The organism is Aeromonas sp. sif0611 (assembly GCF_019218845.1).
GTDB lineage: Bacteria > Pseudomonadota > Gammaproteobacteria > Enterobacterales > Aeromonadaceae > Aeromonas > Aeromonas media.
Map to the genome: position 1 here is coordinate 223,086 of NZ_JAHUWU010000003.1, position 12,208 is coordinate 235,293.

The 12,208-nt window shown below is 58.4% G+C and carries 13 protein-coding genes; 11 read left to right on the forward strand and 2 right to left on the reverse strand.

Annotation, left to right across the window (positions count from 1 at the left end; genetic code table 11):
• The first annotated feature begins 24 nt into the window (after positions 1-24).
• The 9 genes from KW824_RS10235 (at position 25) to KW824_RS10275 (ending at position 7,760) form a co-directional block, all read left to right on the forward strand.
• A complete protein-coding gene (locus KW824_RS10235) occupies positions 25-522 on the forward strand; it encodes a tyrosine-protein phosphatase (RefSeq protein ID WP_256351341.1) in 498 nt (165 codons plus the stop codon).
• 10 nt (positions 523-532) lie between these two features.
• The gene (locus KW824_RS10240; protein ID WP_218409720.1) at positions 533-1,549 is read left to right on the forward strand and encodes an ArsJ-associated glyceraldehyde-3-phosphate dehydrogenase; all 1,017 of its coding nucleotides are present in this window, start codon (positions 533-535) and stop codon (positions 1,547-1,549) included.
• A 7-nt stretch (positions 1,550-1,556) separates the two neighbouring features.
• Positions 1,557-2,798, forward strand: coding sequence for an organoarsenical effux MFS transporter ArsJ (arsJ, locus tag KW824_RS10245; RefSeq protein ID WP_218409721.1), 1,242 nt, complete (start codon positions 1,557-1,559; stop codon positions 2,796-2,798).
• Positions 2,798-3,874: an ACR3 family arsenite efflux transporter gene (arsB, locus tag KW824_RS10250; RefSeq protein WP_218409722.1), complete on the forward strand. Its 1,077-nt coding sequence runs from the start codon at positions 2,798-2,800 to the stop codon at positions 3,872-3,874. Before arsJ ends, arsB begins: the two co-directional genes overlap by 1 nt.
• Positions 3,871-4,302: a glutaredoxin-dependent arsenate reductase gene (gene arsC, locus KW824_RS10255; protein ID WP_218409723.1), complete on the forward strand. Its 432-nt coding sequence runs from the start codon at positions 3,871-3,873 to the stop codon at positions 4,300-4,302. The genes arsB and arsC overlap by 4 nt, the downstream gene beginning before the upstream one ends.
• Positions 4,299-4,847, forward strand: a complete 549-nt coding sequence (locus KW824_RS10260; RefSeq protein WP_200877891.1) for a sigma-70 family RNA polymerase sigma factor — start codon at positions 4,299-4,301, stop codon at positions 4,845-4,847. The genes arsC and KW824_RS10260 overlap by 4 nt, the downstream gene beginning before the upstream one ends.
• 113 nt (positions 4,848-4,960) lie before the next feature.
• Positions 4,961-6,397, forward strand: a complete 1,437-nt coding sequence (locus KW824_RS10265) for a glutathione synthase (RefSeq protein WP_218409724.1) — start codon at positions 4,961-4,963, stop codon at positions 6,395-6,397.
• A gap of 114 nt (positions 6,398-6,511) precedes the next feature.
• Complete coding sequence (locus tag KW824_RS10270; RefSeq protein ID WP_042648703.1) at positions 6,512-7,513, forward strand: permease; 1,002 nt, start codon at positions 6,512-6,514, stop codon at positions 7,511-7,513.
• A gap of 13 nt (positions 7,514-7,526) precedes the next feature.
• Positions 7,527-7,760 (forward strand): thioredoxin family protein, encoded by a 234-nt coding sequence (locus KW824_RS10275; RefSeq protein ID WP_005332560.1) that lies wholly within the window; start codon positions 7,527-7,529, stop codon positions 7,758-7,760.
• Between the two features lie 271 nt (positions 7,761-8,031).
• Here KW824_RS10275 and KW824_RS21010 read toward each other — a convergent pair whose 3' ends face one another.
• Both KW824_RS21010 and KW824_RS10285 read right to left on the reverse strand, forming a co-directional pair.
• The gene (locus tag KW824_RS21010; protein WP_256351342.1) at positions 8,032-8,271 is read right to left on the reverse strand and encodes a hypothetical protein; all 240 of its coding nucleotides are present in this window, start codon (positions 8,269-8,271) and stop codon (positions 8,032-8,034) included.
• Positions 8,272-8,376: 105 nt separating this feature from the next.
• A complete protein-coding gene (locus KW824_RS10285) occupies positions 8,377-9,867 on the reverse strand; it encodes a SulP family inorganic anion transporter (RefSeq protein ID WP_218409725.1) in 1,491 nt (496 codons plus the stop codon).
• 575 nt (positions 9,868-10,442) lie between these two features.
• Here KW824_RS10285 and KW824_RS10290 point away from each other — a divergent pair.
• Together KW824_RS10290 and hcp1 are read left to right on the forward strand one after the other, a co-directional pair.
• Complete coding sequence (locus tag KW824_RS10290; protein ID WP_218409726.1) at positions 10,443-11,210, forward strand: LuxR family transcriptional regulator; 768 nt, start codon at positions 10,443-10,445, stop codon at positions 11,208-11,210.
• Positions 11,211-11,441: 231 nt separating this feature from the next.
• Positions 11,442-11,960 (forward strand): type VI secretion system effector Hcp1, encoded by a 519-nt coding sequence (hcp1, locus tag KW824_RS10295; RefSeq protein WP_010634822.1) that lies wholly within the window; start codon positions 11,442-11,444, stop codon positions 11,958-11,960.
• Positions 11,961-12,208: the final 248 nt, after the last annotated feature.

Consider the following 12,208-nt stretch of genomic DNA (forward strand, 5'->3'; position numbering starts at 1 on the left):
CGAGACATGGAGCTGCTGTTTATCATGCACCCCTTTGACATCCTGAACCTGGATAATGGCGCCCGCCTTATCTTCACCCCCTGTCCTGGCACCAAGGAGGCTTCCTTGCTGGACTCCCTCAAGACCCTGCAAGCCGCCGGAGCGGATGCCGTGATCACCCTGATGCCGGGGGCCGAGCTGGCGCGGTTCAAGGCCGATGCCTTGCCCGCCGAGTGTGAGGCCTTGGGGCTGGCCTGGTTCCAGCTGCCGGTTGAGGACGATTGCGCCCCCGAAACACCCTTTGCCACCGCCTTTGCCAACCACAAGGCGGAGCTGCTGGCGCGTCTGGCGGCAGGTCAGACCCTGGCCATTCATTGCCGTGGCGGCTCGGGACGTACCGGGCTGATGGCGGCCATCCTGCTGCTGGAGGCAGGCTACGCCCCCACTCAGGTCAAGTCGATGGTGCAAGGGCTGCGCCCCAAGGCGCTGACATTGGCAGCGCACCTCAACTACCTCAACAGCCACCATGCATTCGTCGGTTAAGGAAAACAGCATGACTATCAAAGTGGGTATCAACGGGTTTGGCCGTATGGGCCGTCTCTCATTTCGCGCCGCCTTTGACTGGGCGGATGTGGAGTTTGTGCGCATCAATGACCCGGCCGGCGATGCCGCTTCGCTGGCACACCTCATCACCTTCGATTCCGTCCATGGCCGCTGGCATCATGAAGCCAGCAGCGATGGGGACCAGATGGTGATCGGCAATCATCGCATCCCCTGTACTCGCAACAAGGAGATCGGTCAGACTGACTGGTCTGGTTGTGACGTGGTGATCGAGGCCTCCGGCAAGATGAAAACCAAGGCGCTGCTGGGTGCCTATCTGGCGCAAGGGGTGAAGCGGGTCGTGGTCACCGCACCGGTCAAGGAGGAGGGGGTGCTCAATGTGGTGATGGGGATCAACCACCATCTTTATGACAAGGCGCAGCACCCCATAGTGACGGCGGCCTCCTGTACCACCAACTGCCTGGTGCCCGTGGTGAAGGTGATCCACGAGCAGCTCGGCATCAAGCACGGCTCCATGACCACCATTCACGACATCACCAACACCCAGACCATTCTGGATGCGCCCCATGCTGATCTGCGCCGTGCCCGCGCCTGCGGCCTGAGCCTGATCCCCACCACCACGGGCTCTGCCACCGCCATCACCCACATCTTCCCCGAGCTCAAGGGCAAGCTGAATGGTCATGCGGTGCGGGTGCCGCTCGCCAACGCCTCCCTCACCGACTGCGTGTTCGAGGTAAACCGCCCCACTACCGAAGCCGAGGTCAATGGCTTGCTCAAGGCCGCGGCCGAGAATGAGCTCAAGGGGATCATGGGATATGAGGAGCGCCCCCTGGTGTCGGTGGATTACAAGACAGATCCGCGCTCCTGCACCATAGATGCACTCTCCACCATGGTGGTGGGCGGCACCCAGGTGAAGATCTACGCCTGGTATGACAACGAGTGGGGCTATGCCAACCGCACCGCCGAGCTGATGCGCATGGTCGGTCAAATGGACAAGGCGCAAGGATAACCCGGCCATGGCACTGACCCGCCTCTCCCCAGAGATCCGCCAGTATCTGCTGGTGACCGGCAACTACTGGGCCTTTACCCTGACCGATGGCGCCCTGCGCATGCTGGTGGTGCTCTACTTCCACGGGCTGGGTTACAGCCCCTTGGCCATCGCCTCCCTGTTCCTCTTCTACGAGATCTTCGGGGTGGTGACCAATCTGGTGGGGGGTTGGCTCGGGGCTCGTCTCGGGCTCAACCGCACCATGAACATAGGCTTGGCCCTCCAGGTGCTGGCGCTCGGCATGTTGCTGGCACCGTCGCTCTGGCTGACGGTGCCCTGGGTGATGGGGGCCCAGGCGCTCTCCGGGATTGCCAAGGATCTCAACAAGATGAGCGCCAAGAGCTCCATCAAGTTGCTGGTGCCGGGGGAGGCGCAGGGTCAGCTCTACCAGTGGGTAGCACTGCTGACCGGTTCGAAGAATGCCCTGAAAGGGATGGGCTTCTTCCTCGGTGGCGCCCTGCTGACCCTGATCGGGTTTCAGGGGGCCGTGTTGGTCATGGCACTGGCGTTGGCACTGGTCTGGTGCATCAGCATGCTGACCCTGAAACGGGATCTGGGCAAGGCCAGGAACAAGCCCAAGTTCAGGGAGATCTTCTCCAAGAGCCGGGCCATCAATTACCTCTCCGCCGCCCGTCTGTTCCTGTTCTGTGCTCGCGATGTCTGGTTTGTGGTGGCGCTGCCTGTCTACCTCGCCTCCAACCTTGGCTGGGATAATGGCTATGTGGGGAGCTTCCTTGCGCTTTGGATCATCGCCTACGGCGTGGTGCAGACCCAGGCCCCCCGCTTTACCGGCAAACGCGAGGGGCGGGTGCCCGATGGCAAGGTGGCCATGGGCTGGGCGCTGGTATTGGCACTGATCCCGGCCCTGATTGCCCTGGCGCTGCATGTCGATCTGCATCCGGCCATCAGCCTGGTGGGCGGCTTGATGGTGTTTGGCGCCCTGTTTGCCATCAACTCCTCCCTGCACAGCTACCTCATCGTCAGCTATGCAGGAGCCGATGGAGTATCGCTTGATGTGGGCTTCTACTACATGGCCAATGCCCTGGGCCGCCTGCTCGGCACCCTGCTCTCCGGGCTGGTGTTCCAGCTCCATGGTCTCGAGGCCTGCCTCTGGCTCTCCACCCTCTTCATTCTGCTGGCGGCGCTGATCTCCCTCGGTTTGCCCCGCCATCAGCCGCCCGTTTCATCCCACTCTCACGGAGTCTCTTGATGAGTACAACCGCCTGCTCTGACCTGCCCGTCAGCAAAAAAATGAGTTTTCTCGATCGCAACCTCACCCTCTGGATCTTCGTCGCCATGGGCATCGGGGTGGGGATTGGCTATCTGTTCCCCCAGGTGGCCCAGTGGAATGAGGCGATGTCGGTTGGCACCACCAACGTGCCGCTCGCCATCGGCCTCATCCTGATGATGTATCCGCCGCTCGCCAAGGTGAATTACGCCACCATGGGCACCATGACTCGCGACCGCCGAGCCATCACCCTCTCCCTGGTGATGAACTGGTTGGTTGGCCCCATATTGATGTTCGTGATTGCCCTGGTGTTTTTGCATGATCAACCGGGTTACATGGTGGGTCTCATCCTGATCGGCCTGGCGCGCTGCATCGCCATGGTGCTGGTGTGGAACGATCTCGGCGGTGGCAGCAAGGAGTACGGTGCGGGCCTGGTGGCCCTCAACAGCGCGTTTCAGATCCTCACCTACAGCTTCCTGGCCTGGCTGTTCATTACCGTGCTGCCGCCGCTGTTCGGCCTGCAGGGCTTCGCAGTGGACATCACCATGCTGGATATCGCGCAGAGCGTGTTGATTTATCTCGGCATTCCCTTCCTGGCAGGCTTCTTGAGCCGTCACTATCTGGTCAAGGCAAAAGGGGAGAAGTGGTACACCGAGCGCTTCATTCCGGCTATTTCTCCCATCACGCTGATCGCCCTGCTGGCCACCATAGTGCTGATGTTCAGCCTCAAGGGGGAGATGATTGTCGAGCTGCCCATGGATGTGTTGCGGGTCGCTGTGCCCCTGGTGGTCTATTTCGTGCTGATGTTCTTCACCAGCTTCCTGGTGGGCAAGAAGCTGGGTATTCCCTATGACAAGAACGCCTCCATCGCCTTTACCGCCACCGGCAACAACTTCGAGCTGGCCATCGCGGTCTCCATCGCCGTGTTCGGGCTGAGTTCGGATCAGGCCTTCGCCGGCGTCATCGGCCCACTGGTTGAAGTGCCCGTGCTGATCGCTCTGGTCAACGTGGCCCTGCGCATGAAGCGCCACTATGGCAAAGCGGAGGCGCAGGCATGAGTGACACCTCTATCACCATCTACCACAACCCGGCGTGTGGCACCTCTCGCAACACGCTGGCGCTGATCCGCAACTCGGGCGTTGAGCCGGCCATTATCCACTATCTGGAGACACCTCCGAGCCGCGAGACCCTGGTTGCCCTGATTGCCGCCATGGGCATGCCGGTGCGGGACCTGCTGCGCAAGAATGTGCCGCCTTTTGAAGAGTTAGGACTGGCCGAAGAGAGGTTCAGCGATGATGAGGTGATCGACGCCATGCTGGCGCATCCCATCCTGATCAACCGGCCCATCGTGGTGACGCCGCTTGGCACCAAGCTTTGCCGCCCATCAGAAGTGGTGCTGGACATCCTGCCGAGCCTTCAGCAAGGGGCCTTCAGCAAGGAGGATGGGGAGCCGGTGGTGGATGCACAAGGAAAACGCATCAAGTGACCCAACCAACCGGTGCGCCACCTTGTCTGATGACGGCATGGCAACAGCATGAACATGAGCTCTATGGGTGGCTGCTCAAGCAATCTGGCAGCCCGATGGATGCCGATGATCTGCTGCAAGAGACCTTCTTGCGGGCAATCCGCCAGCAGAGCAAGTTCTGCGCCATCGAGAATGCCAGGGCCTGGCTGTTTGAAGTCGCCAGACATCTGGTGATCGATAACAGCCGCAGGCAGCGCACCTGGTTGCCACTGCACGACGATTTGGCGATGGCGCAAGGTGAGCTCGATGCGGTGGATTCGCTTGCTTCCTGTCTGCCGAGGGTGCTGGAGAGAATGGCGCAGAGTGACAGGGAGATCCTGAGACACTGTGATCTGGAGGGGATGAAGCAGGCGGACTTTGCTGTCAGGCATGGTTTGACCCAGGCTGCCACCAAGTCCCGTTTGCTGCGGGCCAGGGAACGCTTGCGTCAGCAGCTCTCTCTGGACTGTCAGGTCAGGCTGGATGAGACCGGTCGAGTCTGTTGCTTCACCCCGGTGGTGAAGTGAATCCCCCAGAACCTCCAGACACGCTGTTGCTGATGGAGATAGACCGATCGCCATGGGATATGCGTGCTGCAACCCGGTTTTGAGGGTAGTGAGTCAACAATCAGGAACATATGATGAGTTCTCTTGATATCCAGAAAGTCAGAGATGATGCGATAGAGTGGGCATTGACTCACGGCGTGGCCTTCAAGGAATCGCTGTATTCTGCCGTGCATACCCCGTTTACCCTGACGCCGACACCGATCAGCCGGGGAGACTACCAGCATTTGAAAGACGTGGCGCAGACCTTGAGCAAGCTGATCTATGCCGTCTCTGAGGATCATGGTTTTTTATACGACGCCATTCATCCCATCGCGGCGGGAGATCCCTTCTTCTCAGCCCTGCTTAGCATGCATCAACACATACATTCATCACCCGGCAGCGCGCCCAGGCTGCCCTTGCTCATCATGCGCAGCGATTTTATGGACGATAGGCGCAATGGCCACCAGCTGGTCGAGTTCAATGGCATTGCCGCTGGCATGGGACCATTTGGCCAGCGGATCCATGAGCTGCACCGCTATCTACGACGGCAATGGCCTGCCATCTCTATCCAGGAGTCGCATCAGACAGTGGGTGAGCTTGTCTGCAATCACGCCATTGAAGGGTTGTCAGCAGGGATTGCCGAGGCCACGTTCAAGATTAAGCGCGAGTTTGGCGACCCCGGCCCGGCCAGGTTTTTGATGATTGTGCAGGAACATGAAAACAATGTATTTGATCAACATCTGCTTGAGCTTGCTCTCCAGCAGAGAGGGATAGAGACACAGCGCAGAACCTTTCGCGAACTGCATAATCAACTGAGCACGGGCGCCAACGACAGGCTGATCCTCAATGGGATCGGTCCACTCGATACCGTCTACCTGCGTGCCGGATACCAGTATTCTGATTATGAGGCTGCCGACCTCAACGAGCAGAGATGCTGCCAGGCGTTGATGGCGACCCGTGTGTTGATTGAACGACACAGAGTCGCCGTCAATGCCACTGTCGCCCAGCAGTTGGCGACCAGCAAGCGAGTACAAATGCTGTTGTCCTGCCTGGAAGAAGATGGATTGGTCGCATTTGGCTTGACCCCGCAAGAAGCCGACACCGTGAGACACCGGCTGGGTGAGATGCACCCTGTGACCCCTGATAACATCCAGGTTGTAAAAGCGGTGCCCTCCGATAGCTGGGTACTTAAAAACCAGGGAGAAGGGGGTGGGCATTGTCTGTTTGGGGCGGACATCCAAGTAAAACTGGCAACACTGGATCCCCGGCAATATCAGGCCTGGTCGTTGATGCGCCGCTTGCATCCTGTCCCCAGAGCGATGCCAGCCTGGGTAGTGCGCAAAGGGGAGCTGCATCGGGTGACGGATTTGATCAGCGAACTGGGGATGTTCACCGTTCAGATCGATGGTAATCCAGCCAGTGCGGAGCAGAGCTTTGCTGGATATCTGATCCGTAGCAAATCGGCCGAATCGACAGAAGGGGGCGTTCATAGCGGGCAAGGTGTCCTTGACTCGCTGGTATTCAGTGATTGATGGAGGGGGGCGAAAACCATGAGATCGCGGCGCTAGCAAGAAAAACGAAAAATATAAGCATCCTTTGGTGACATGCAACGTCTTCTGGATATCACCGATGTTGATGGAGCCATTATGTTCCAGATTTTCACCGACCTCGCCAGTTGGCTGGTCTACCAGCAGCTTGGCCTGAGCCCGCAAACCAGACTGGGGGATGCACTGCATTTCTTCGTGGAGGACGTGAGCAAGATCTTTGCGCTGCTGCTGGTCATGATCTACATCGTGGCCATGCTGCGGGCCTCCCTGAAGGTCGAACGGGTGAGGGACTATCTGGCGGGCAAGCACAGGGGGTTGGGTTATTTACTGGGCTCCGGCTTTGGTGCCATTACCCCCTTCTGCTCCTGTTCGAGTATCCCGGTGTTCCTGGGCTTTACCTCGGCCGGTATCCCGCTCGGGATCACCATGGCCTTCCTCATCACCTCACCGCTTATCAACGAAGTGGCCGTCCTGTTGCTGGTCAGCCTGCTTGGCTGGAAGTTCACCCTGATTTACGTGGTGGTCGGCATGGTGGTTGGCATGTTGGGAGGTGCCTTTCTGGACAAGATCAAGGCCGAGCGCTGGCTGGCCGATTTTGCCGCAGAGGCTCTCAAGCAGGGGCGGCATGACCACAATAAGGTGACCCAGCCAGATACGATGGTGCCGCCCCTATCGCTGTTGGAGCGTCATGCCTTCGCCAAGGCAGAAACCCTCACCATCTTCAAGCGTGTCTGGCTCTGGGTCATTGTCGGGGTGGGGCTCGGCGCCGCACTCCATGGCTTTGTTCCCGAGGGCTGGATTGCCTCACACCTTGGTGCAGGCCAATGGTGGTCAGTGCCTGCGGCGGTTTTAATCGGCATCCCCCTCTACTCCAATGCCACCGGGGTAATCCCGGTGATGGAGAGTCTGATCGTGAGCGGCCTGCCCATTGGCACGACACTGGCGTTTTGCATGAGCACGGTGGCCGCCAGTTTTCCCGAGTTTATTTTGCTTAAACAAGTGATGAAGTGGCAGCTGCTGGGCACCCTGCTGCTGGTGCTGCTGGTTTCCTTCACGCTGGTTGGGTGGGTTTTGAATGTCGTGTCGCCGTTAATGTCTTGATGAGGAGTGTGAGATGAAACAGGTCAAAGTGCTGGGCATGGGGTGTGCCAACTGCAAGAACACGGTGCAACTCATTCAGCAGGTCGTGGATGAGCTAGGGATCTCTATCCAGCTTGAGAAGGTGGAGTCATTGCCCGAGATCATGAAGTACAAGGTGATGTCGACGCCGGCAGTCGTCATCGATGACAAGGTGGTCCACGCCGGAGGGATCCCGTCCAGAGAGGCGGTGCTAAGCTGGTTCGGATGAATACAGGGGCGGGTTGACCCGCCCCCGATTGCCTATCTCAGCAAGAGCACCGCAGTATTGGTGGTTTTCAGTATCCCCGTGGTGCTGCTGCCCACGATAAATTGTCTGATACCTGAATGGTCATAAGCCCCATCACGATAAGATTGTTCCCTTCCTCGATGGCATGCCGGCTGAGCACGGCGGCGACATCTCCTCGCGCAACCGGGTATCGACCTCGAACGCTGCACTCTTCAGCACCTGGTTGACCTGCGCTAGCTGGCGTTCGTGCTCATCACTCTGCGTACCGACCATCGCCAGATCTCACAGCAACCCCTTGAGCCGAGGACTGCTCGCCTTGGGCGCTCTTGAGTAGCAAGCGACCCTGCATCTGGGCGAGACGGCTGCGCTGATGATCCAGCTCGGCGAGCACTTTGAGCAGGTGCTCGCGGTTGCCAAGACCTGTGCTGCGGGAGAGAGCGGTTGGTCCCTCAAACGCATTTTTCTCCACTATGTGTAGCAGGGAGATGGGCAACTCCGTGTCGGCAGAGGCTCATGCGACGGCATCGCACACCGCCGTTATGACGGGGAGCCATCGATACAGGCAGCAATGTTTGTCAGGATGGATTCGTTTTCGTGATCAGTGGCCAGCCAGCAGTTTTTCCACTTTTTCCGGTTTGTCGTGCACCCCGAAGCGATCGACTATGGTGGCACTGGCCTCGTTCAGGCCGAGGATCTCCACCTCAGTCCCCTCGCGGCGGAACTTGGTGACCACCTTGTCCAGCGCAGTGACGGCGGTGATGTCCCAGAAATGGGCATGGGTGAGATCGATCACCACCTTCTCCACCATCTCCTTGAAGTCGAAGCCGGCAAAGAATTGTTCGGCACTGGCGAAGAATACCTGGCCCCGAACCTGATAGGTGCGCACCGCGCCGTTGCGCTCGCTGTCGCTCTTGACCAACATGAAGCAGGCAACCTTGTTGGCGAAGAAGAGGGAGGCGAGCAGTACTCCGACAAAGACCCCGAGCGCCAGGTTATGGGTAGCGACCACCACGGCGACGGTGGCCACCATCACGATACTGGTGGAGAGGGGGTGGGTTTTCAGGTTGCGCACCGACTCCCAGGAAAATGTTCCGATAGAGACCATGATCATCACGGCCACCAGTGCCGCCATGGGGATCTGGCGGATCCACTCATCCATGAAGACCACCATCAGGATGAGCAGGGTGCCCGCCACAAAGGTGGAGAGGCGACCGCGGCCGCCGGATTTGATGTTGATGATGGACTGGCCAATCATGGCGCACCCCGCCATGCCCCCCATCAGGCCGGCGCCTATGTTGGCGATCCCCTGGCCCTTGCACTCGCGGTTGCGATCGCTTGGGGTGTCGGTCAGATCATCGACGATGGCCGCCGTCATCATGGATTCGAGCAGGCCCACCACGGCCAGACCCGCAGAGTAGGGGAAAATGATGGCCAGGGTTTCCAGATTGAGAGGCACCTCGGGCCACAGGAAGATGGGCAGGGTATCGGGCAGCTCCCCCATATCACCCACGGTACGAATATCGATGTCCATGGTGATGGCTACCGTCGTCAGGATGACGATGCACAGTAGCGGGGAGGGCACCAGCTTGCCCACCACGGGGATTAGTGGGAACAGATAGATGATGCCAAGGCCTGCTGCGGTCATGGCATAGACCTGCCAGGTGACGTTGGTGAGTTCCGGCAACTGGGCCATGAAGATCAGGATGGCCAGTGCGTTGACGAAGCCGGTGACCACGGAGCGGGAGACGAACCGCATCAGGCTGCCGAGCCTGAGGTAACCCGCCGCTATCTGGAAGAGGCCGGTGAGCAGGGTCGCCGCCAGCAAATATTGCAGGCCATGCTCCTTGACCAGGGTCACCATCAGGAGCGCCATGGCGCCGGTCGCGGCGGAGATCATGCCGGGGCGACCCCCGACAAAAGCGATGACCACGGCGATACAGAAGGAGGCATAGAGGCCGACCTTGGGGTCGACTCCGGCGATGATGGAGAAGGCGATGGCCTCCGGGATCAGCGCCAGGGCGACGACGATACCCGACAGCAGATCGCCCCGTATGTTGGAGAACCACTCTTGTCTTGCACGTTCCAGCATGGGGATTTTCTCGCTCGTTGAGGATCCATGACCACTCGTTGCCATAGTTCTGGGGTCAGGTGGCATTCTGGCAGGATCGCATTGTTGTATTGGTATGTGAGGGGTGAACAAAAACGCTCCAGTTGGGGCAACCGGAATCAGACGGCACAGAGGGTGAGTCAGGGCGGCGTGACGGTCACGCCAGAGCGTAAAACAGGCATAGGGAGCGCATGTTAACAGCCTGGGTGGCGGCATGAAAGCCCGGGGCTTTATTGCAGAAAGATTGCCCGGGAGGTTCAGGCACGCTGGTGATCACGCTCTCTTTTTTAAGCGAGAAATGCTTGTTTTAAGTGCAATCGTCATATGTCCACTATGTAATACATTGTATTTAAGTAGTTAAATTCTACCTTTGTTTCATTGGTAGCATGTTTCTCTATTGGCGATCCCTGTTCTAAAGGGGCCTGCCATTCAGCCGCCTCATCCGGATGGCTCAAACATCAGGCCTCTGTGTTGTTTCCACTTGTTTGCATGTTATTCAGCCCCTATTGGGGTTGATGTCGAACAATATCGTCACCGTTTATAAGCAACCTGATTACATGAATACAACCTACGCATTAGACCTCCTCTCCCGGTTTGAGCAGGCCAGCGATGAACGCACCATAGTGGCGTTGTTGCGCCAGCTGTCGGCACAGGCAGGCTTTGACTATTTCCGGCTGGCTCTGCTGTTTCCAAGTTCCATACAGCGCCCGGATGTCATCATTTTCAACGGTTGCCCCCAAGACTGGGTCGATGCCTATACCCAGGCAAATTTCTTTGCCATCGATCCCGTCGTGCAGCGTGCCATGGTGCAGAGCACTCCTATCCTGTGGGCGGAGATCATGGCGCAGGGGACATGTGATGAGCAGAGTCTGACAGTCATGACGCTGGCACAGGAGGCAGGGTTGCGTGACGGCATCACCTTCCCCTGGCATGGCGCCAACGGGCATGTGGGTCTGCTCTCCCTGATCACTCGTGAACCCCGCACCGAGCAGGAGTGGTTGGCGGTTGTACCCTCGCTGACCTGGCTCTCCATGCATATCTTCGAGGCTGTGGTACGGATCTGTCTGGTGGGGTCGTCACCTCACGATGCCCTGAGCCTGCGTGAACTGGAAGTATGCCGTTGGGCTGCGGAGGGCAAGCAGGTGAGCGATATTGCCCAGATCCTGGGGATCACCCCCCGTACGGTGACATTTCATCTGAACAATGTGGTGAGCAAGCTGGGGGCGAGCAGCAAGTGCCAGGCCATCTCCTGGGCACTCAAGCAGGGAGTCGTCCGCTTGAATGTGGAGCTGGCATCCGTTGCCAATGTGGATGAACAGCAGTGATCTCGTCCGCATGGCGCAATGTGTTGCTCAAAAAACGGAATATTGAACTGGTAAGGCAATTATTGGTGGATGAAAACGTTGAAAATCACAAGTTGTTGCGCCGTACATGCTACGGCATTGTCGTGATGAGATATTAACTTATTGAAATTGCTCAATTAAAAAGAATGGCATGGTCACTGCTAATGGTTTCGGTCGAGTGTCATTACCGTTCAACCCATCAGGAGCAAACTCATGCCAACTCCATGTTATATCAGCATCGAAGGTAAAACCCAGGGCAACATCACCGCTGGTGCCTTCACCTCCGACTCCGTCGGCAACATCTTCGTGCAGGGTCACGAAGACGAGATGCTGGTCCAAGAGTTCCAGCACGTCGTTACAGTGCCGACCGATCCGCAATCCGGCCAGCCCGCCGGTCAGCGTGTCCACAAGCCGTTCAAGTTCACCGTGGCCCTGAACAAGGCCGTACCGCTGATGTACAACTCCCTGGCTTCCGGCGAGATGCTGCCGAAAGTGACCCTGAAGTGGTACCGCACCTCGGTGGAGGGCAAGCAGGAGCACTTCTTCTCTACCGTGCTGACCGATGCCACCATCGTCGACATCGACTGCCAGATGCCACACTGCCAGGATCCGGCGAAGTCTGACTTCACCCAGCTGATCCAGGTCTCCCTGGCCTATCGCAAGATTGACTGGGAACACACAGTGGCCGGCACCTCTGGCGCCGATGACTGGCGTGCCCCCATCGAGGCATAAGCCCCGATTTTTTATCAACGTTATTCCTTTGTAGTGCCCCAGGGTTCTGGCGTCGTCAGTGTCAGCGGTCGCCAGACCCGTGCAAGCTTTCTCCGACCCGTTCAACCGGATGTGGTCGGAGCTTTTGTGCTTTGCCATATGGCCACAAGGCGGCTTTATGGCAAAACACAACAGAGGCCAGCCGTGATGTGTCCCACTATTGGGTTGCTCGGTGGCATCGGCACCGAGTACGAGGATTTTCATCCCTC